We start from the raw sequence: 19,464 nt of genomic DNA, 5'->3' as shown, positions 1-19,464 counted from the left end.
TCGGGGCAGCCGTCGAGACCGGAAGGTACCCGTCATGAACACCGCGCAGTTCACCCCGGCCGGCACCCTGACCGCCGAGGACCTGGGCCGGATCCACCTGATCGGGGTCGGCGGCGTCGGCATGAGCGGGCTGGCCCGGCTCTTCCTCACCCGGGGCCTGCCGGTCTCCGGCAGCGAGCTGCGGGAGTGGCCGTCGCTGGCCGGCCTGCGCGCCCTGGGCGGCACCATCCACTCCAGCCACGAGGCGGCCAACCTGGACGGCGTGGACACGGTTGTCTACTCCTCGGCGATCCCGCAGGACCACCTGGAGATGGTGGAGGCCCGCCGGCGCGGGCTGCGGGTGCTGCACCGCTCCGAGGCGCTCGCCGCGGCGATGACCGGCCGCCGTACGGTGGCGGTCGCCGGCACCCACGGCAAGACCACCACCACCTCGATGGTCACCATGGTGCTCCAGCAGGCGGGGGTCGACCCGTCCTTCGTGATCGGCGGGGAGATCTCCGAGGTCGGCTCGGGGGCCCACCACGGCACCGGAGAGCACTTCGTGGTCGAGGCGGACGAGAGCGACCGCTCGTTCCTGATCTACCGCCCGTACGTCTCGATCGTCACCAACATCGAGGCCGACCACCTCAACACGTACGGCGACCTGGCCAACCTGGAGGCCGCCTTCGCCGACTTCGCCCGGCTCACCGACCCCGACGGGTACGTCATCACCTGCGCCGACGACCCGGGCGGGCGGCGGCTGGCCGCGACGCTGCGCGCCGAGGGCCGCCGGGTGCACACGTACGGCGAGTCGCCCGACGCGGACCTGCGGCTGACCGAGATGGTCTCCTCCGCGCAGGGCGTCCGCTACCTGGCCGAGATCGACGGCCGGTCGTTGGGTGAGATCCGGCTGCCGGTGCCGGGGCGGCACATGGGGCTCAACAGCGCCTCGGCGGTGCTGGCGGCGTACCTGCTCGGGCTGCCCGTGGAGGCGGCCGAGGCCGCGCTGGCGGTCTTCCCCGGCGTGCGCCGGCGCTTCGAGCGCAAGGGCGTCGCGGACGGGGTGCTGGTCTACGACGAGTACGCCTACCACCCCACCTCCATGACCCTGGCGCTGCAGACGCTGCGCGAGGTGGCCGGCGACGGGCGGCTGATCGTGGTGTTCCAGCCGTACCGGCTCTACCGCACGCGCGACCTGCAGGCGGAGATCGCCGCGGCGCTGGGCATCGCCGACGAGCTGGTGCTGCTGGAGGTCTTCGGCCCCGGCGAGCTGCGGGCACCGGGGGAGGGGTCGGCCGCGCTGGTCGAGGCCGTGCCGCTGCCGGCGGAGCGGAAGGTCTTCGTGGAGTCCTGGGAGGACGCCCCGGTCGAGGTGGCCCGCCGGGCGCGCCCCGGTGACGTGGTGGTGACCATGGGCGCCCCGCCGATCTCGCTGATGGGCGACCAGCTCCTCGACGCCCTGCTCGCCCGCACCGGGGACGCCGCCGGGGTCGGCGCCACCGGTGACGCGGAGGGCACGGCGGCCACCGCCGGATGAGCCCCGGCCCGGCGCGCGGCCGTACCGGCGGCGCGGATCCCGGCGGCCGGCGCGGGCCGGCGCGACGCTGGCAGCTGGTCCGGGCCGACAGGGACGCCGTGCCGCCGTCCACCCGCCGGTTCATGGCCCGGGCCCGGCAGCGCCGGGTGCGCGCCGCGCTGCCCTGGGCGGTGGCGGCCGGGGTGCTCGGCCTGGGCGCGCTGGTCGCCTGGACGCTGCTGGGCACCGGCCTGTTCGGGGTGCGCGAGGTGCGGGTGGAGGGCGCGGAGCTGGTCACCCCGGTCGACGTCCGGGAGGCCGCCGCGGTGCCGGACGACCACCCGCTGGCCCGGGTGGACCTGGCCGCCACCGCGCGGCGCATCGGCCGGCTCGCCCCCGTGGAGCGGGTCACCGTGTCCCGGGACTGGCCCGGCGCCCTGGTGGTACGGGTGGTGGAGCGCACGCCGGTGGCGGTGGTGCCGCAGGGCGACCGGTTCGCCGTGGTGGACCGGTCCGGGGTGGTCTTCCGGACGGTGCCGGAGCCGCCGGACGGCCTGCCGGTGGTGCGGGTGGCCAGGCCGGGCCCGAAGGACCCGGGCACCCGGGCGGGGCTGGAGGTGCTGGCCGCGCTCACCCCGCAGCTGCGCGACCGACTGGTCGAGGTCACCGTGGAGGGGCTGGCCCGGATCAGCCTGCGGCTGCAGGGCGGCCGGACCGTGGTCTGGGGCGACGCCACCCGGGGCGCGGACAAGGCGCGGGTGGCCACCGTCCTGCTTGGTCGGAATGCCGACACGATCGACGTCAGCGCCCCGGACGTGGTCACGTTCAAGTGATCCGCGGATCAGCGGACACTCGGGTGTGGGCGGTGCGCCGACTGGGAAATGAGGCGTGGCCCTCTCCGGCGGCGACACGCCGGGCGGGTCCTTGGCTCCGGGCGTGGGGCCGCTTACGTTGCCCCGAAGAGGACCAGTGGTTGACATAACTGTAAGCCTCTAGTAGAGGGTGAGGGTTCAGCTCTCGGCCTCATTGGAGGAACTGCGGCCGGCGCTGGTCTGGCCAAGCCGTGTGGGGTCGGCCCATGCCAATCTCGAAGGGAAAGGACCGGAGATGACACCTCCGCACAACTACCTGGCGGTCATCAAGGTCGTCGGCATCGGGGGCGGCGGCGTCAACGCCGTCAACCGGATGATCGAGGTTGGGCTCAAGGGCGTCGAGTTCATCGCGATCAACACCGACGCGCAGGCGTTGCTGATGAGCGACGCCGACGTGAAGCTCGACGTCGGCCGCGAGCTGACCCGCGGGCTCGGCGCGGGCGCCAACCCGGACGTGGGCAAGAACGCCGCCGAGGACCACCGCGACGAGATCGAGGAGGTGCTCAAGGGCGCCGACATGGTCTTCGTGACGTGCGGCGAGGGCGGCGGCACGGGCACCGGCGGCGCGCCGGTGGTGGCCAACATCGCCCGCAAGCTCGGCGCGCTGACCATCGGCGTGGTCACCCGGCCGTTCTCGTTCGAGGGCAAGCGCCGGCAGGTGCAGGCGGAGGCCGGGATAGACGAGCTGCGCAACCAGTGCGACACGCTCATTGTCATCCCGAACGACCGGCTGCTCGCCCTAGGCGACCGCAACATCAGCATGATGGACGCGTTCCGCACGGCCGACCAGGTGCTCCTCTCCGGTGTCCAGGGCATCACCGACCTGATCACCACCCCGGGTCTGATCAACCTGGACTTCGCCGACGTCAAGAGCGTGATGAGCGGCGCGGGCAGCGCCCTGATGGGCATCGGCAGCGCCCGGGGCGAGAACCGCGCGGTCGAGGCGGCCGAGGCGGCGATCTCCAGCCCGCTGCTGGAGCAGAGCATGGACGGCGCCCGCGGCGTGCTGCTGTCCATCGCCGGCGGCTCCGACCTCGGCCTGTTCGAGATCAACGACGCGGCCCAGCTGGTCACCGACGCGGCCCACCCGGACGCCAACATCATCTTCGGCGCGGTCATCGACGACGCCCTCGGCGACGAGGTGCGGGTCACCGTGATCGCCGCCGGCTTCGACGGCGGCGCGCCGGCGTACAAGGCGGTCGAGCCGGGCCGCAAGAGCAACCAGAACCAGCCGGCCCAGCCCACCCCGACCGTGACGCCACAGACCACCATGCCGACGCCGACGCAGTCGCCGCGCCGGGTGCTCTTCGACGACGTGGACGTGCCCGACTTCCTCAAGAACGGATCCTGACCGCACCGATGACGGACGCGCACCCGACGGTCCGCCCGGACCGCCGCGCCGAACTGGCGGCCGGGCTCGCCCGGGTCCGGGCCCGGATCGCCGACGCCTGCTCGGCCGCCGGCCGGGACCGCTCCGAGGTCGTCATGATCGCGGTGACCAAGACCTACCCGGCCTCCGACGTGCTCGCCCTGGCGGGACTCGGGGTCACCGACGTGGGGGAGAACCGCGACCAGGAGGCGGCGGGCAAGGCCGCCGAGGTGGCAGCCGCGGGGGCGACCCCGCGGTGGCACTTCATCGGCCAGTTGCAGCGCAACAAGTGCCGTTCGGTGGTCCGGTACGCCGACGTCGTCCAGTCGGTCGACAGCGTCCGCCTGGCCCGGGCGCTCGACGCTGCGGCGGTCGCCGGCCGGGACCGGCCGCTGGACGTGCTGGTCCAGGTGAGCATCGACGGCGACCCGGCCCGCGGCGGGGCGCTGCCGGACTCCGCCGACCCGGACGCCGGGCTGGGCCCGGTGGCCGAGGCGGTGGCCGGCGCCCAGCGGCTGCGGCTCGCCGGGCTGATGGCGGTGGCGCCGCTGGGCTGGGAGCCGGAGCGGGCGTTCAGCCGGCTGGCCGAGATCGCGGGCGGATTCCGCGCGGCCCATCCGGAAGCCGTGGCGCTTTCCGCCGGAATGAGTGGGGATCTGGAGACCGCCATCGCGTACGGCGCGACACATGTCCGCGTCGGCAGCGCGTTGCTCGGAATGCGTTCCACGCTGCGGTAGCCTGACCGCGAGAGAAGCAAATTACATCAGTGTTGTTTCAGGAACGGCGTCCCGACGTCAAGGGGGCGCGGCCCGCGACGCGAAACGCGGGCCGGGGATTGCCGTTCCGGTCCGGTGGGCACCAGATGTCCACTCGCGAGAAGCGACACGGCACGACGGGGGCGCGTGCCGCACGGCGGACGGGAAGGGCGCGGGGATGGGCGCACTGCGCAAGGCGGGGGTCTGGCTCGGTCTGGTCGAGGAGGACGACGAGCGGGCGTACGACGACGGTGGCTACGACAAGGGTGGCTACCGCGATTCGCGTTACCGGCAGGGCAGCCGGTACGCCGAGGAGTTCGCCGACGAGGAGGACGACGAGGCCGACGAGCCGCCGGCGCCGCGGCCTCGGGCTGGCGAGCGTGGCAGGCTGACCGAGCGCTCGGCCAGCCGCCCGCTGGACGCCGACCGGGCCGAGTCCGACCGGCCCGAGCGGCCCGAGCGGCCGGAGCGGTCGGAGCGGTCGGAGCGCTCCAGCGTCCGGTCGATCACCCGCGGCTCCGCCGGCGAGACCTCCGGCGCGCTGACCTACCACACCCGGGACAACCTCGCCCTGGCCCCGCAGGCCCAGCCCCGGGAGCGGGCGGTCGCGCCCGAGGAGGAGCAGCGTTACCAGATCACCACGCTGCACCCGACCACATATCGGGAGGCCCGCACGATCGGGGAGCACTTCCGCGACGGCGTTCCCGTGATCATCAACCTCACCGAGATGGACGAGGCGGACGCGCGCCGACTGGTCGACTTCGCCGCCGGGCTGGCCTTCGGCCTGCGGGGTACGATCGAGCGCGTGACCAACCGGGTGTTCCTGCTCTCACCGGCCAACGTCCAGGTCACCGCGGAGGACAAGGCCAAGATCGCCGAGGGCGGGTTCTTCAGCCTGAGTTAGACCCGCCCGACCGAGGGACGTCGCCTGCTGTGTTGTCGATCCTGCTGCAAGTGCTGTACCTGATTCTGTACGTCTTCCTGATCCTTCTCCTGGCCCGGTTTGTTCTCAGCGCGGTCCTCGCGTACGGTCGCCGCTGGCAGCCGGGACGGGCGGCGACGGCGGGACTGGAATCCGTGTGGAGCGTCACTGATCCGCCTCTGAAGGCGTTGAGGCGGGTGATCCCTCCACTGCGAATTGGTACCGTGAGCATCGACCTGGCCTCCCTTGTGCTCCTGGTTATTCTGTTCGTGCTGATGGAGTTCGTGTTGAAGCGGCTGATCCTGGGGTGAACACCCGCAGGTCCAGCCCGCTACGCGGCCGCAACTGACCCGAGGAGTTTCGATGCCGCTGACCCCGGCCGACGTCCACAACGTCGCCTTCAAAAAGCCGCCGATCGGCAAGCGGGGGTATGACGAGGAGGAGGTCGACGCCTTCCTGGACGAGGTCGAGCGTGAGCTTGCCCGTCTGATCGAGGAGAACAACGAGCTGCGCGCCCAGGTGGAGCGGGGTGGCCGTGGTGGCGCTCCCGCCGGCCCTGGTGGGGACGCGCGGCTCGCCGCGGAGCTCAACGACGTCAAGGCGCAGCTCGACCGGGTGCAGCGCGACAAGGCGGCGGCCGAGCAGGCCGCCCGCGCGATGCAGGCCGAGCTGGAGCAGGTCCGCGCCCAGGGCGGCCCAGCCGTCGGCGGCGACGGCGAGCAGCAGGCGCTGCGGGTGCTGATGATGGCCCAGCGCACCGCCGACGACCACGTCTCCGACGCCCGCCGTGAGGCCGACCAGCTGCTGTCCGAGGCCCGCGCGAAGGCCGAGGAGGTCACCCGCGAGGCCCGCGCCAAGGCCGACGCGCTCGAGCGCGACGCCCGGCAGCGGCACCAGGAGGCCATGGGCGGCCTGGACGCGAAGCGCACCGCGCTGCAGAAGCACATCGAGGAGCTCAAGCAGTTCGAGCGGGAGTACCGCACCCGGCTCAAGGCGTACCTGGAGAGCCAGCTGCGTGACCTCGACGGCCGGGGTCAGGGCCTCGAGGCCGAGATGACCCGGGGCGAGGGCAACCGTGCCGTGGGCGGCAGCAACGGCCTCGCCGCCGCCGGCCTCGCCAGCTCGTACGGCGGCGGCCGCTCCGGCGCGCTGGAGTCCGGCCGCTGATGCCGGGCCGGCGGCCGTTCGGCCGCTGATGCCGGCCGGGCCGGCGGCCGTCGCCCGACGGCCGCCGGCGGCGACCACCTGAATCCGACGCGGCGGGGGTGAGCCGTGATTGTTGCAAGCCTGCTGCTCATCCTCGTCGCGGTCGTGCTTCTGGTGCTCGGTCTCGCGGGCGGCTCCAGCCTCCTGCTGACGACCTCCATCGCGGCCAGCCTGCTGGCCGCTCTCGCGTTGGTGGCGGGCACCCGCCGCGGGGCCGCCAGCCGGGCGACCGCGGGCCGGTCCGACGCCGACGCCTCCCGGCTCCGCCGGCCTCCGCCCGGGTCCCGCGCCCCGACCGGGCCGGACATCCCGACGCAGCACGTTCCCGCGACGGACGGCACCGAGGACGCCGGGTGGCGGCAACCGCCCGGGTCGTCGGTCCCGACGGCCGAGGTGTCCGCGGCCACGGACGAGCCGCCCGACGAGCCGCCGGCGCTGCGGGTGTCCCCGGCCGACGCGACGCTCGTCGCCCGGCTCGACGCCGAGGTCCTGGTGGTGGACGGTCGGCCCCGCTACCACCTCGCCGACTGCCCGCACCTGTTCGGGCGGGACGCCGAGCCGCTGCCGGTGTCCGAGGCCGTGGCGCTGGGCTTCACCCCGTGCGCCCGCTGCGCCCCGGACACGGTCCTCCTGGCCGACCCCCGGCCCCACTGACCCATGGACGACACGCTCACGATCGCCGTACGGGTGAAGCCCGGCGCCGCCCGGGCCCGGGTCGGCGGCCGGCACGACGGCCCGCACGGGCCGGCCCTGGTGGTCGCCGTGACCGCACCGCCGGTCGACGGCCGGGCCACCGAGGCGGCCCGCCGGGCGCTCGCCGACGCCCTCGGCGTCCGGGCGGCGGCGGTCTCCCTGCGGGCCGGCGCGGCCAGCCGCGACAAGCTCTTCCTCGTGGAACGCCCGACGCCGGAGCTGGCCGAGGCGCTGCGCCGGCTGCGCGACGGGTCCGGCCGGTGACGGCTGCCCGCCCCGGTGCGGCGTGACCCCCGGGCTCGACGTCGCGCTACTGCTCGGCGCGGCGGTGGTGCTGGTCGCGGTCGGCGCCGTCCGGTTCTCCACCCGGCTCGGCCTGCCGAGCCTGTTGGTCTACCTCGCGCTCGGGGTGGCGCTCGGCGAGTCCGGGCTGGGCATCCGGTTCGACGACGTCGAGCTGACCCGGGCGCTGGGCTTCTGCGCGCTCATCGTGATCATCGCCGAGGGCGGGCTGACCGCCCGGTGGAGCACCCTGCGGCCGGTGCTCGGCCTGGCGGCGACGCTGTCCACGGCCGGCGTCCTGGTCAGCATCGTGGTGGTCGGCCTCGCGGTGCACCTGCTGCTCGGGCTGGACTGGCGGCTGGCCATGCTCTACGGCGCGGTGCTGTCCAGCACCGACGCCGCCGCCGTCTTCGCCACGCTGCGCCGGCTGCGGCTGCCGCCCCGGCTGGTCGCCACCCTGGAGGCCGAGTCGGGGATGAACGACGCCCCGGTGGTGCTGCTGGTGGTGCTGCTGTCCCGGTCGGGCGCGGAGGCCGCCCACCCGTGGTGGTACGAGGCGCTGGTGCTCGGCTACGAGCTGGGCGTGGGCGCCGCGGTCGGGGCGGGCGCGGGGATCGCTGGCCGGTGGGCGCTGCGCCGGGCCGCGCTACCCTCGGCGGGGCTCTACCCGATCGCGGCGGTGGGGCTGACGGTGCTCGCGTACGCCGGCGGGGCGGTGCTGCACGCCTCCGGCTTCCTGGCCGTGTACGTGGCCGGGGTGCTGCTGGGCAACGCCCGGCTGCCGCACCGGCAGGCAATCCTGGGCTTCGCCGACGGGCTGGCCTGGCTGGCCCAGATCGGGTTGTTCGTGCTGCTCGGGCTCCTGGTCTCGCCCGGCCGGCTGGACGCGGCGGTGCTGCCCGCGGTGGTGGCCGGCCTGGCCCTGGTGCTCGTCGCCCGCCCGCTGTCGGTGGCGGTGTCCGCCTGGCCGTTCCGGGTCGGGCCGCGCGAGCAGGCGTTCCTGTCCTGGGCCGGGCTGCGCGGGGCGGTGCCGATCGTGCTGGCCACGATCCCGCTCTCCGAGCGGGTGCCGGGGGCGGGCCGCCTCTTCGACGTGGTGTTCGTGCTGGTGGTGATCTTCACGCTGCTCCAGGCGGGCACGCTCGCCCCGGTCGCCCGCCGGCTCGGCGTGACCGCGCCGGCCGAGGCGGCGGAGATCCGCGTGGAGACCGCGCCGCTGGAGCGGATGCGGGCAGACCTGCTGCAGCTGGAGGTGCCCCCGGGCTCGCGGCTGGGCGGGGTGCACGTGGACGAGCTGCGGCTGCCGGTCGGCGCGTCGGTGACGCTGGTGCTGCGGGACGGGGCGGGCTTCGTGCCCGGCCCGGGCACCCGGCTCAAGGCCGGCGACAGCCTGCTCATCGTGGCCACGGCCGGGGTGCGGGACGAGGCCGAGCGCCGGCTGCGCGCGGTCAGCCGGCGGGGACGCCTGGCCAGGTGGTTTGGCGAGTACGGCGAGGATCGCGGCGACTGATCTGCTAGCGTTCCTTTTGCCCATTTGAGGGCTTTTCGGGGCTGAATAGCGGTGCGGCGGTGCGGCACGTTGTCGGACGCCTGTACGTTCCGTATTCTTGCCAATCTCCGGAGTGCGCGGCGCGTTGCCGCGCGCCCGTTTTGTTACCTGGGGGCGCCAGGCCGGTGCCCCCTGGTCCAGGGGCCGCGGCGTGCCGCGGTGCCCGCGGCGCGAGGGAGCGACGATGGCGAAGCCAGCCGAGACGAAGACCGCCGGCCGCAAGCCCGTGGTCCGGGCCACCCGCAGCGCCGCGGAGACCGAGAAGATCCGGGCCGCCCTGGCGGCCCGGCGCGACGAGTTGCGTGCCGAGTACGATCAGACGCTGAGCGAGATCACCGAGCTGCAGCGCGACCGGCTGACCGACTCGGCCGGGGACGACCAGGCCGACACCGGCACCAAGACGTTCGAGCGGGAGCAGGAGATCTCTCTCGCCAACAGCATCCGGGAACGGATCACGCAGGTCGAGCGGGCACTGGAGCGGCTCGACGAGGGCGCCTACGGCTGGTGCGAGCGGTGCGGCGACCCGATTCCGGTGGAGCGGCTCGCCGCCTTCCCGTCGGCGACCCTCTGCGTGAAGTGCAAGCAGCTGGAGGAGCGGCGCTGATCCCCGCTCCCCGGCCGGTCCGGGCGGTGAGCCATCACCGCCGAGAGCGTCGATGGGGAGCAGATGACGGCAACACCGCCCGCCGAAACCGCCACCGCTGAGCCGGGCGGCGGCAAGCCCCGGCGTCGGGCGATCGTGATCCTCGCCGGCACGGCCCTGGTCGCGTTCCTGGCCGATCTGCTCACCAAGCACCTCGCCCTGCAGACCCTCACCGACCGGGGGCCGGTGTCGCTGCTCGACGGCACGGTCTTCCTCAGCCTCACCCGCAACAGCGGCGCGGCGTGGAGCATCGGCTCGGGGCACACCTGGGTCTTTCCCCTGATCACCATCGCGGTGATCGGCTGGATCGGCTGGATGGCGCTGCGGCTGCGCTCGGTGCCGTGGGCGATCTCGCTCGGGCTGGTGCTCGGCGGGGCGCTCGGCAACCTCGCCGACCGGATCTTCCGCGCCCCGGGCCACTTCGTCGGCCACGTCGTCGACATGATCAGCCTGTTCGACCCGTACGGGCGGGTGTGGCCGGTGTTCAACCTGGCCGACAGCGCCCTGGTCTGCGGCGTGGTCCTGGCCGTGCTGCTGGAGCTCACCGGCCGCCAGCGCGACGGCTCCCGGGCCGGGGCGAGGAAGACCGCCGACGAGACGCCGGTCGAGCAGCGGGAGCGGGCGTGACCTCCGCCTTCGCCGCGGGTGGCGACCACCGCTCCCTGCCGGTGCCCGACGGCCTGGACGGCATGCGGCTGGACCAGGCCGTGGCCCGGCTGTTCGGGCTCTCCCGCACCGCCGCCGCGGCCCTGGTCGACGCGGGCGACGCGCTGGTCGACGGCGCCGCCCGGGCGAACTCGCACAAGGTGAAGGCCGGCTCCTGGCTGGAGGTGACGCTGCCGGCCCCGGCCGCCCCGCCGACCGTGGTGCCGCAGGCGGTCCCCGGGCTGCGGGTGGTCCACGCCGACGACGACATCGTGGTGGTGGACAAGCCCGTCGGCGTCGCCGCCCACCCCAGCCCCGGCTGGACCGGCCCGACCGTGATCGGCGCGCTCGCCGCGATCGGCCACCGCATCTCGACCAGCGGCGCCGCCGAGCGTCAGGGCGTGGTGCACCGGCTCGACGTGGGCACCACCGGGATCATGGTGGTGGCCAAGAGCGAGCAGGCGTACACCGTGCTGAAGCGGGCCTTCAAGTACCGCGAGGTGGAGAAGCGCTACCACGCCGTCGTGCAGGGGCACCCGGACCCGCTGCGCGGCACGATCGACGCGCCGATCGACCGGCACCCGCACCACGACTACCGCTGGGCGGTCGTCTCGGGCGGCAAGCCCAGCATCACCCACTACGACACGCTGGAGGCGTTCCCGGCGGCGAGCCTGCTCGACGTGCGGCTGGAGACCGGTCGCACCCACCAGATCCGGGTGCACTTCTCCACGCTGCGCCACCCCTGCGTGGGCGACCTCACCTACGGCGCGGATCCGACCCTCGCGGCCCGGCTCGGGCTGACCCGGCAGTGGCTGCACGCCCGGTCGCTGAGCTTCCTGCACCCGCGTACGGGCGACGAGGTGACGTTCGTCAGCGACTACCCTGACGACCTGGACCGGGCGCTGCGGAACCTCCGCGACTGACCCGGCGACCGGCCGAGACGATCTGACGAGGGGGGTCCGCCCCGGTGCGCGCTGCCGAACCGCCGTACTCCGCCGACCCGGAGCCGGGCCGGCCGCCGTCCGGCCAGCCGCGGGTCGGGGAGGCGCGTTCCGGGCGACCGGGGCCGGCGGGTGCCGGCGACCGGCCCCGACTGCGGCCCCGCTGGCTGACCTCGGCCGCGCTGCTGGCGGTGGCGGCCGTGCTGCTCACCGCGGGCTGGGCGAGCCGCCACGACCGGCCGGTGGGCGACCGTACGGTGGGCGAGGTGACCCGGGTGGGCATCGCGGCCGGCGATCCGGTCCCCGGCTACCTGGCGGACGCGCGGGCGGAGCTGGCCGGCCTGCGGGCGAGCGCGTCGGCGGCCGGGACGTACGCGCTGGTGTCGTTCTCGGCGTACCTGCCGCCGGACCGGCTGTCGGGCCTGCTCGCCGGGGTGACGGTGACGGAGGTGGTCGTCCGGGCGCCCCTGCCCGACCGGCAGACCGAGATCGTCCGCCTGCCGGCGCAGCGGCTGCCGCAGGACGTCGTCGCCGGCATGGCCGGGCTGGCCGAGCGCAAGGACCGGGAGGCCGCCGACTACGCCACCCGGGCCGCCGGGGCCGCGGGCCCCGAACTGCGTCGGCTGTACGACACCGGGGCGCAGGTCGCGGCGGGGGAGGCGGCGGCGTACCGGACGGGCTGCGCCTGCGCGTACGCGGCGCTGGTGCGGGCCGCGCCGGACGCGCTGCGGGCGCTGGCCGCCCGGCCGCAGGTCCGGGCCGTCGACCCGGCCCCCGAGCTGCTCCGGCTGGATCGTGCGGTCCTCACCCCGCCGCTGCCCGAGCAGGACGACGTGGCCCGCCCGCCGGCCGACAGCGGGCCCACCGGTGCGCCGGCCTCCCGTGGTGAAACGTCGGAAGCGGCACCGAACGTGACGCTGCGTACACCCGCGGCGGGGTCAGCGGCGCCTGGCGCGGACCCGCCCGGGGCCGCCACCTCGTCCGACGCCGTCGGAGGCTGACCGGGCGGCCATCCCGGAGTGGCGAAGACGGGCCAGGATGTGCGCGGACCGGTGTGGTCCGCATAGGGTTTCGTTCGTAGCCTGTCAGGGCGAGATCGATGGCGCTGGGGAGGGCGAGCCTTGGACGGCACGGAGACCGGCTGGGGTCGGCCGGCCGAACCAGCACCGCGGTGGCGGGCGCTGCTCGACCGGGCCCGGCACGGCGGTCGCGCGGAGCAGGCCGAGGCCGACCACCGCGGCGAGGAGCTGCCCCCGGGGCCGGCGCCGGAGCCACTGCCGCGCCGGACGCCCGGCAACGGCTACGCGGGTCGGGCGTCGGCGCTCGGGCGCTCCGCCGAGCCACCCCCGTACGGCGGGGAGTTCGGTTACCCGGGCGAGCCGGTCCAGGGCGGGTACCGCGCGGAGCCCGGCTATCCGGGTGAGCCGGCGCAGGGCGGGTACGGCGCGGCCGCGGGCCATCCGGCCGAGCCGGCCCAGCCGACCCAGGGCGGCTACCGGGCCGGGGCGAGCTACCGGGTGGACCCCGCCCATCGGGCGGACCCGGGGTACCCGGCCGAACCGGCCCACCAGCAGCCGCAGTATCCGGTCGCGCCGTCGTGGCGGGCCGCCCCGGGCCGCCCCGGGCCGGAGGCGCCGCCGCGCCGCGCCGAGCCCGGGCCGCCCATCCCGTCCCGGTACGCCCTGCTGGACAACGGCTACCGGGGGGCCGAACCGCCCCCGCCGGCCGAGTCCCGGTACGCCCTGCTCGACGGCGGCGGCTACCGCCCCCAGCCGACGTACGAGCAGCCGGAGCCCGCGTACCAGCCGTCGGCGGAGCCTGCGTACCAGCCGTCGGCGGAGCCTGCGTACCAGCCGTCGGCGGAGCCTGCGTACCAGCCGTCGGCGGAGCCCGCGTACCAGCCGCCGGCGGTGGTCGACCGGGGCTACCCGGCCCGGATCGAGTGGCGGCCGCAGAGCCCCGACACGGAGGCGGAGCGGGCCGCCGGGGTGCTCCGGCGCGAGCTGGGCAGCCCCCGGGTCATCGCCTTCGCCAACCCGAAGGGCGGCGTGCACAAGACCACCGCGACCGTGCTCGCCGCCGCCACGATCGGCGGCGTGCGGGGGCGGGGCGTACTCGCGTGGGACGACAACGAGCTGCGCGGCACCCTGGGGCTGCGGGCCGGCAGCGCCCGGCACGCCCGGACGATCCGGCACCTGATCGCCGACCTCGCCCACATCGAGATCCGCGAGGGCGAGGAGCTGCTGGCGAGCCTCGACGACTACCTGCGGCACGCCTCCGACGGCTCGTACGACGTGCTGGCCGGGGAGGAGAGCCCCCGCTTCGCCCAGCGACTGGACCAGTTCACCGTCAAGCGGGTGCTGGAGCTGCTGCGGCGCACCCACGACGTGATCTGCGTGGACACCGGCAACAACGTGGAGAGCCCGAACTGGCGTACGGTGATGCAGGCCGCCGACCAGCTCGTGGTCACCACCGTGCCCCGGGAGGACGCCGCGTTCAGCGCGGACTGGATGCTCGACCTGTTGCACGAGGTCGGCATGGGCGAGCTGGCCGACAACGCGGTCACCCTGATCTCCTGCCCGACGGCGGGCCGGTCCCCCCTCCAGGACGACCTCGAGCGGCACTTCGCCACCCGGACCCGGGCCGTCGCCGTCGTCCCGTACGACCCGGCGCTGGAGACCGGCTCCTCGATCGAGCACCACCAGCTCCAGCCGGAGACGCGGCAGGCCTGGCTGCGCGCCGCCTCGGTCATGCTCGAACCCTTCGCCCGCTGAGGGCGACCGGGCGGCACCGACGCCCCGGCCGGCCGGGGAGCCTGAGAGGATCACCGGGTGAGCCCGGACACCTCCGACCCCGACCGGCCCGAGCACCGCGCCGCCCCGGCCGACCGGCCCGACCCCGGCCGACCCGGCGCCGACGAGCCCGCCGCCCCCGCGTCCCACGGACCGGCGCCGGGGACGGAGCCCGCGCCCCGGGACTCCGGCCCGGTCCCGGAGGCGGAGTCGCCGGGGCGGCCGGGCCTGGTCCCCGTCCCGGTCCCGGAGGCGGAGTCGCCGGGGCAGCCCGGCCTGGTCCCCGTCCCCGCCCCCGGCGCGTCGGCCGGGCTGCCGGTGCCCGCCGGCACTCCCGCGCCCGCCCCCGGCGCCGATCCGTTCGCCTGGCCCGCCCCCGGCGCCCCGCCCGCCCCCGGGTCGCTCCCGCCGGCCGTGGCCGGCCCGCCCCGCCGACCCGGTCGGGCCGCCGCCGTGGCGCTCGGCGCGGCGGCGGTGCTGACCGGGCTGGGCGTGCCGCTGGGGCTGCTCTGGGCGGCGGTCGCCCCCGGCACGCCGCTGGTCAAGGCCGCCGAGGGCGCCGTCTACGCCCAGCCGCAGCCGGAGCAGCCGATCGCCGCCGACGGCTGGTTCAGCATCCTCGGGCTCGGCTTCGGCGTGCTGGCCGCAGTCACGCTGTGGCTGGTGCTGCGGCACCACCGGGGGCCGGTCGGGCTGCTCGCCGGGGCGGTCGGCGGGCTCGGCGCGGCGCTGGTGGCCTGGCAGCTCGGCCGCCGCATCGGCCTGTCGACGTACGAGCACCTGCTGGCCACCGCCCCCGAGGGGCGGGCGTTCAGCAAGCCCGCCGACCTGCGCGGTGGGGGCGTGGAACTGCTGCTCGGCGTGTTCCCCGTGCCGTACGGCAACCTGCTGCTGCCGGCGTTCGGCGCGGCGGTGACGTACACCCTGCTGGCCGGCTGGTCCCGGTGGCCGTCGCTGCGCCCGGAGCCGGAGCCCGACGCTGCCTGGCCCCCGGTCGGCGGCCCCGGCGCCGGGCCGGAGCAGGGGCCCGCCGGGGACGCCGCCCCTGGGAGCGCCGGTACGGCCGACGGGCTGGCGGTCAGTTCGGGGCCGGCGGACCCGCCAACTCCGACAGCGGCACCGGAACCGCCCGCACCTGGCGCAGCAGAGCCGCCTCGCGGTTGAGCAGCCGCAGCTCGGCGCGGAGCCGGGCGGCCGTGTCGTCGATCGCGAGCAGCCGCTGCCGGTCGTCGACGGTCAGCACGGCCGTCGCGGCGACCAGGTGGGACAGCACGGTCGGATCCTCCGGCAGCTGCTCGGAGATCTCCTGCGGGTCGGGTCGGATCAGCCCCAGGTACTGCCGGAACACCGAGATCACCCGGGCGGCGAGCAGGCCGGCGGTCTCGTCCGGCCCGCCCGGCTCGGGCAGCCACTCCACCTCGGCGGTCAGGTACGGGGCGGCCTCCTCGTCGACCCCGGTGACCCGGAACCGCCGCCGCCCCACCGTGACGATGTCGAACCCACCGTCGGGCAGTTCGGTCACCTGGCGCACCTCGGCGGTGCAGCCCACCTCGTGCAGCGTGACCGGCCCGACCCCGGGCACGGGGCGCTCGGGCGACCCGGGGGCCACCTCCCAGCCGGCCCGGATCGCCACCACCCCGAACTCGCGGGGGGTGCCCTCCGGCAGGGTCACCAGGTGGCGCACCAGCGCCCGGTAGCGCTCCTCGAATATGTGCAGCGGCAGCACCAGGCCGGGGAAGAGCACCGTTCCGAGGGGGAAAACCGGCAACCGCGCAGTCACGTCGTCGAGCCTAGTCCGCCCGCGCCGACCCGGCGTGGCTCGGCTCACCGTCCCGGCCTGCGGGCGTCGTGGGCCGGCCCGCGCCGGGCGGCCTACACTCGCAGGGGTGTTGAACCGGATCGACCTGCGCGGCGTCTCCCGTGACCCGCGCCGCCTGCTGCCCCGTGCCCAGCTCGACGTCTCCGTGGCCGTCGAGCGGATCCGTCCCCTCGTCGAGGCGGTGCGCGAGCATGGGTACGCGGCGATCCGCGACGCGAGCGAGCGGTTCGACGGTGTCTCGCCGGAGCGGCTGCGGGTCCCCGCCGAGGCGATCGCGGCGGCCGAGCGGGCGCTCGACCCGGCGGTCCGGGCGGCCCTGCTGGAGTCGATCGGCCGGGCCCGCCGGGTGCACGCCGACCAGCGCCGCGTCGACCACACCACGCAGGTGGTGCCGGGCGGCACGGTCACCGAGCGCTGGGTGCCGGTCGACCGGGTCGGGCTGTATGTCCCCGGCGGCCTGGCGATGTACCCGTCGACCGTGGTGATGAACGTCGTCCCGGCCCAGGCGGCCGGGGTCCGCTCGCTGGTCGTGGTCAGCCCGCCGCAGAAGGACAACGGCGGCCTGCCCGACGCCCGGGTCCTCGCCGCGTGCGGGCTGCTCGGCGTCGACGAGGTCTACGCCGTCGGCGGCGCGCAGGCGGTGGCCATGCTCGCGTACGGGTCGACGGTCGACCCGGCCGGCACGGAGCACTGCGAGCCCGTCGACATGATCACCGGGCCGGGCAACATCTGGGTGACCGCCGCGAAGCGGTTGCTGCGCGGGGTGGTCGGCATCGACGCCGAGGCCGGCCCGACCGAGATCGCCATCCTCGCCGACGACACGGCCGACCCGGCGCACGTCGCCGCCGACCTGATCAGCCAGGCCGAGCACGACCCCCTCGCGGCGAGCGTCCTGGTCACCCCGTCGGTCGCGCTGGCCGACGCGGTCGAGGCCGAGCTGGCCCGGCAGGTGCCCGCGACCAAGCACGCCGAGCGGGTCGCCACCGCGCTCGGCGGCGAGCAGAGCGGCGTGGTGCTGGTCGACGACCTGGCGGCCGGCCTGCGGGTGGTCGACGCGTACGCGGCCGAGCACCTGGAGATCCAGACCGAGAACGCCCGCGAGTGGGCGCTGCGGGTCCGGAACGCCGGGGCGATCTTCGTCGGCGCGTACTCGCCGGTGTCGCTCGGCGACTACTGCGCCGGCTCCAACCACGTCCTGCCCACCGGCGGCTGCGCCCGGCACTCCTCCGGGCTGTCGGTGCAGTCCTTCCTGCGCGGCATCCACCTCGTGGAGTACACCGAGGACGCGCTGCGCGAGGTCGCCCCGCACGTGGTGACCCTGGCCGGGGTGGAGGACCTGCCCGCGCACGGGCAGGCGGTCAGCGTCCGCTTCGCGGTGGGTGCCTCGTGAGCGCGAGGAGTGAGCCGGGTTTGCGAGCCCCGCAGTCGCGAACGGAAGGTGGGACCGCGTGAGCGCGAGGAGTGAGCCGGGTTTGCGAGCCCCGCAGTCGCGAACGGAAAGTGGGACCGCGTGACCACCCTCGACGACCTGCCGATCCGCGACGACCTGCGCGGGCTGTCCCCGTACGGGGCGCCGCAGCTCGACGTGCCGGTGCGGCTGAACACCAACGAGAACTCCTACCCGGTGCCGGAGCCGGTGGCGGACGCGATCGCCAAGGCCCTCACGGCCGAGCTGCGCGACCTGAATCGCTACCCGGACCGGGACGCCGTGGCGCTGCGCGCCGACCTGGCCGCGTACCTGGGCCACGGGCTCGCCGGCGAGCAGGTGTGGGCGGCCAACGGCTCCAACGAGATCCAGCAGCAGCTGCTCCAGGCGTTCGGTGGTCCGGGTCGTACGGCGCTGGGGTTCACCCCGGCGTACTCGATGCACCCGCTGCTGGCGCTGGGCACCGGCACCGGCTGGGTGCCGGCGCGGCGCGGCGCCGACTTCGGGCTGACCGCCGACGAGGCGGTGGCCCAGGTCCGCGAGCACAACCCCGACGTGGTGTTCCTCTGCTCGCCGAACAACCCGACCGGCACGGCGCTCGACCCGGCGGTGGTCGCCGCCGTGCTCGACGCAGCCCCCGGCATGGTGGTGGTCGACGAGGCGTACGCGGAGTTCGCCCGGCCCGGCACGGTCAGCGCCCTCGCGGTGCTGCCCGGCCACCCCCGGCTCGTGGTGACAAGGACGATGAGCAAGGCGTTCGGCTTCGCCGGCGGCCGGCTCGGGTACCTCGCCGCCGACCCGGCCGTGGTGGCGGCGGTGCAGCTCGTCCGGCTGCCGTACCATCTCTCGGCGCTCACCCAGGCCGCCGCCCGGGCGGCGCTGGCCCACCGTGACGCCCTGCTCGGCACCGTCGACGCGATCAAGACCCAGCGGGACCGGATCGTCGCCGAACTGCGCGCCCGGGGTCACCGGGTCGCCGACAGCGACGCCAACTTCGTGCTGTTCGCCGTCGAGGGGGACCAGGCGGCGGCCTGGCGGGCCCTGCTGGAGCGGGGCGTGCTGGTCCGCGACGTCGGCCTGCCCGGCTGGCTGCGGGTCACCGCCGGCACCCCCGCCGAGACCGACGCCTTCCTCACGGCAATGGAGAATGTCCGTGAGCGCGAGGAGTGAGCCGCTTCTGCGAGCCCCGCAGTCGCGAACGAAAGGTTGCGCAGCATGAGTCGCACCGCCCGGGTGGAGCGGATCACCAAGGAGACCAAGGTCCTCGTCGAGATCGACCTCGACGGCACCGGCCAGGCCGAGATCAGCACGGGGGTCGGCTTCTACGACCACATGCTCCACCAGATCGCCCGGCACGGCGGCTTCGACCTGACCGTGCGGACGGCCGGTGACCTGGAGATCGACGCGCACCACACCATGGAGGACACCGCGCTCGCGCTGGGCGCCGCGTTCGACCAGGCGCTGGGGGACAAGGCCGGCATCCGGCGGTACGGCTCGGCCACCGTCCCCATGGACGAGGTGCTGGTCCGGGCCGCCGTCGACCTGTCCGGCCGGCCGTACGTGGTGCACGACGAGCCGCCGCTGGCCCCGTACATCGGGCCGGTCTACCCGACCAGCATGACCCGGCACATCTGGGAGTCCTTCGGCCAGGCGGCCCGGATCACGCTGCACGTGGACGTGCTGCGGGCCGCCCGCCCCGGCGGCCACCCGGACGCCCACCACGTGGTCGAGGCGCAGTTCAAGGCGGTCTCCCGCGCGCTGCGCGAGGCCACCGCGGTCGACCCGCGCGCGGCGGGCGCGATCCCCAGCACCAAGGGCGCCCTGTGACCGGGGCGGCGAAGGAGGGAAGACGCTGATGGGCGCGGTGCTGCCGACCCTGCTGTTGATCCTGGCCGGCGTGCTCGTGGGCGGGACGTGGTCGTTGTACCGGCAGGGCGCGCCGCGGGGCGCCGTGGTGATCACGGCGCTGCTCGCGGTGCTCGCCACCGCCGGCGGGGTGCTCTGGCTGCTGCCCGGGGAGGGCTCATGAGCGAGGTGGCGGCGTGCGCGAGCGTG

Annotated in this window: 21 protein-coding genes; 20 read left to right on the top strand and 1 reads right to left on the bottom strand. The window is 75.5% G+C overall.

What is annotated here, in order from left to right:
* Positions 1 to 34 precede the first annotated feature (34 nt).
* The 16 genes from murC (at position 35) to ACGFIZ_RS07340 (ending at position 15,328) form a co-directional block, all read left to right on the top strand.
* Positions 35 to 1,516 (top strand): UDP-N-acetylmuramate--L-alanine ligase, encoded by a 1,482-nt coding sequence (gene murC / locus ACGFIZ_RS07415; RefSeq protein ID WP_393416756.1) that lies wholly within the window; start codon positions 35 to 37, stop codon positions 1,514 to 1,516.
* Positions 1,513 to 2,328 (top strand): cell division protein FtsQ/DivIB, encoded by an 816-nt coding sequence (locus ACGFIZ_RS07410; RefSeq protein WP_393416754.1) that lies wholly within the window; start codon positions 1,513 to 1,515, stop codon positions 2,326 to 2,328. Before murC ends, ACGFIZ_RS07410 begins: the two co-directional genes overlap by 4 nt.
* Before the next feature lie 274 nt (positions 2,329 to 2,602).
* Positions 2,603 to 3,718, top strand: a complete 1,116-nt coding sequence (gene ftsZ / locus ACGFIZ_RS07405; protein ID WP_347670421.1) for a cell division protein FtsZ — start codon at positions 2,603 to 2,605, stop codon at positions 3,716 to 3,718.
* A gap of 8 nt (positions 3,719 to 3,726) precedes the next feature.
* Complete coding sequence (locus ACGFIZ_RS07400; RefSeq protein WP_393416752.1) at positions 3,727 to 4,473, top strand: YggS family pyridoxal phosphate-dependent enzyme; 747 nt, start codon at positions 3,727 to 3,729, stop codon at positions 4,471 to 4,473.
* 196 nt (positions 4,474 to 4,669) lie between these two features.
* Positions 4,670 to 5,395 (top strand): cell division protein SepF, encoded by a 726-nt coding sequence (locus ACGFIZ_RS07395; RefSeq protein ID WP_393416750.1) that lies wholly within the window; start codon positions 4,670 to 4,672, stop codon positions 5,393 to 5,395.
* Positions 5,396 to 5,424: 29 nt separating this feature from the next.
* The gene (locus tag ACGFIZ_RS07390; RefSeq protein WP_347670418.1) at positions 5,425 to 5,724 is read left to right on the top strand and encodes a YggT family protein; all 300 of its coding nucleotides are present in this window, start codon (positions 5,425 to 5,427) and stop codon (positions 5,722 to 5,724) included.
* A 52-nt stretch (positions 5,725 to 5,776) separates the two neighbouring features.
* Positions 5,777 to 6,580 carry a DivIVA domain-containing protein gene (locus ACGFIZ_RS07385; protein WP_347670417.1) on the top strand — a complete coding sequence of 268 codons (804 nt, stop codon included), beginning with the start codon at positions 5,777 to 5,779 and terminating at the stop codon, positions 6,578 to 6,580.
* 105 nt (positions 6,581 to 6,685) lie between these two features.
* Complete coding sequence (locus tag ACGFIZ_RS07380; protein WP_393416747.1) at positions 6,686 to 7,273, top strand: hypothetical protein; 588 nt, start codon at positions 6,686 to 6,688, stop codon at positions 7,271 to 7,273.
* 3 nt (positions 7,274 to 7,276) lie between these two features.
* Complete coding sequence (locus ACGFIZ_RS07375; RefSeq protein ID WP_347670413.1) at positions 7,277 to 7,576, top strand: DUF167 domain-containing protein; 300 nt, start codon at positions 7,277 to 7,279, stop codon at positions 7,574 to 7,576.
* Positions 7,577 to 7,598: 22 nt separating this feature from the next.
* Positions 7,599 to 9,104, top strand: coding sequence for a potassium/proton antiporter (locus tag ACGFIZ_RS07370; RefSeq protein ID WP_393416745.1), 1,506 nt, complete (start codon positions 7,599 to 7,601; stop codon positions 9,102 to 9,104).
* A 223-nt stretch (positions 9,105 to 9,327) separates the two neighbouring features.
* Positions 9,328 to 9,747, top strand: a complete 420-nt coding sequence (locus tag ACGFIZ_RS07365) for a TraR/DksA C4-type zinc finger protein (RefSeq protein ID WP_347670411.1) — start codon at positions 9,328 to 9,330, stop codon at positions 9,745 to 9,747.
* A 63-nt stretch (positions 9,748 to 9,810) separates the two neighbouring features.
* The gene (gene lspA / locus ACGFIZ_RS07360) at positions 9,811 to 10,413 is read left to right on the top strand and encodes a signal peptidase II (protein WP_393416743.1); all 603 of its coding nucleotides are present in this window, start codon (positions 9,811 to 9,813) and stop codon (positions 10,411 to 10,413) included.
* Positions 10,410 to 11,354, top strand: coding sequence for an RluA family pseudouridine synthase (locus tag ACGFIZ_RS07355; protein ID WP_393416741.1), 945 nt, complete (start codon positions 10,410 to 10,412; stop codon positions 11,352 to 11,354). Before lspA ends, ACGFIZ_RS07355 begins: the two co-directional genes overlap by 4 nt.
* A 44-nt stretch (positions 11,355 to 11,398) precedes the next feature.
* Positions 11,399 to 12,373, top strand: a complete 975-nt coding sequence (locus ACGFIZ_RS07350; protein WP_393416739.1) for a hypothetical protein — start codon at positions 11,399 to 11,401, stop codon at positions 12,371 to 12,373.
* Positions 12,374 to 12,493: 120 nt separating this feature from the next.
* Positions 12,494 to 14,146 (top strand): AAA family ATPase, encoded by a 1,653-nt coding sequence (locus ACGFIZ_RS07345; protein WP_393416737.1) that lies wholly within the window; start codon positions 12,494 to 12,496, stop codon positions 14,144 to 14,146.
* 246 nt (positions 14,147 to 14,392) lie between these two features.
* Positions 14,393 to 15,328, top strand: a complete 936-nt coding sequence (locus ACGFIZ_RS07340) for a DUF2567 domain-containing protein (RefSeq protein ID WP_393416866.1) — start codon at positions 14,393 to 14,395, stop codon at positions 15,326 to 15,328.
* Here the strand turns inward: ACGFIZ_RS07340 and ACGFIZ_RS07335 are convergent.
* On the bottom strand, positions 15,243 to 15,944 hold the full coding sequence (locus ACGFIZ_RS07335; RefSeq protein WP_393416735.1) for an LON peptidase substrate-binding domain-containing protein: 702 nt from the start codon (positions 15,942 to 15,944) through the stop codon (positions 15,243 to 15,245). The genes ACGFIZ_RS07340 and ACGFIZ_RS07335 overlap by 86 nt on opposite strands.
* A 106-nt stretch (positions 15,945 to 16,050) precedes the next feature.
* On the opposite strand from ACGFIZ_RS07335, the gene hisD reads away from it, so the two are divergent.
* From hisD to ACGFIZ_RS07315, 4 genes are all read left to right on the top strand, one after another.
* A complete protein-coding gene (gene hisD, locus ACGFIZ_RS07330; RefSeq protein ID WP_393416733.1) occupies positions 16,051 to 17,373 on the top strand; it encodes a histidinol dehydrogenase in 1,323 nt (440 codons plus the stop codon).
* 120 nt (positions 17,374 to 17,493) lie between these two features.
* The gene (locus ACGFIZ_RS07325; RefSeq protein WP_393416731.1) at positions 17,494 to 18,579 is read left to right on the top strand and encodes a histidinol-phosphate transaminase; all 1,086 of its coding nucleotides are present in this window, start codon (positions 17,494 to 17,496) and stop codon (positions 18,577 to 18,579) included.
* 45 nt (positions 18,580 to 18,624) lie between these two features.
* Positions 18,625 to 19,236, top strand: a complete 612-nt coding sequence (hisB, locus tag ACGFIZ_RS07320; RefSeq protein WP_347670402.1) for an imidazoleglycerol-phosphate dehydratase HisB — start codon at positions 18,625 to 18,627, stop codon at positions 19,234 to 19,236.
* 28 nt (positions 19,237 to 19,264) lie between these two features.
* Positions 19,265 to 19,438 (top strand): hypothetical protein, encoded by a 174-nt coding sequence (locus tag ACGFIZ_RS07315; protein ID WP_347670401.1) that lies wholly within the window; start codon positions 19,265 to 19,267, stop codon positions 19,436 to 19,438.
* Positions 19,439 to 19,464 lie beyond the last annotated feature (26 nt).

Source organism: Micromonospora sp. NPDC048830 (assembly GCF_043198215.1).
GTDB lineage: Bacteria > Actinomycetota > Actinomycetes > Mycobacteriales > Micromonosporaceae > Micromonospora.
The sequence above is the reverse complement of the archived record's forward strand: the minus strand, read 5'-3'. Positions and strand labels throughout refer to the sequence as shown.

Coding starts and splice junctions, on each gene's coding strand:
- murC (WP_393416756.1), top strand. CDS start 35: ATGAACACCGCGCAGTTCACCCCGGCCGGCACCCTGACCGCCGAGGAC.
- ftsZ (WP_347670421.1), top strand. CDS start 2,603: ATGACACCTCCGCACAACTACCTGGCGGTCATCAAGGTCGTCGGCATC.
- hisB (WP_347670402.1), top strand. CDS start 18,625: ATGAGTCGCACCGCCCGGGTGGAGCGGATCACCAAGGAGACCAAGGTC.
- ACGFIZ_RS07365 (WP_347670411.1), top strand. CDS start 9,328: ATGGCGAAGCCAGCCGAGACGAAGACCGCCGGCCGCAAGCCCGTGGTC.
- lspA (WP_393416743.1), top strand. CDS start 9,811: ATGACGGCAACACCGCCCGCCGAAACCGCCACCGCTGAGCCGGGCGGC.
- ACGFIZ_RS07315 (WP_347670401.1), top strand. CDS start 19,265: ATGGGCGCGGTGCTGCCGACCCTGCTGTTGATCCTGGCCGGCGTGCTC.
- ACGFIZ_RS07375 (WP_347670413.1), top strand. CDS start 7,277: ATGGACGACACGCTCACGATCGCCGTACGGGTGAAGCCCGGCGCCGCC.
- ACGFIZ_RS07400 (WP_393416752.1), top strand. CDS start 3,727: ATGACGGACGCGCACCCGACGGTCCGCCCGGACCGCCGCGCCGAACTG.
- ACGFIZ_RS07410 (WP_393416754.1), top strand. CDS start 1,513: ATGAGCCCCGGCCCGGCGCGCGGCCGTACCGGCGGCGCGGATCCCGGC.
- ACGFIZ_RS07385 (WP_347670417.1), top strand. CDS start 5,777: ATGCCGCTGACCCCGGCCGACGTCCACAACGTCGCCTTCAAAAAGCCG.
- ACGFIZ_RS07395 (WP_393416750.1), top strand. CDS start 4,670: ATGGGCGCACTGCGCAAGGCGGGGGTCTGGCTCGGTCTGGTCGAGGAG.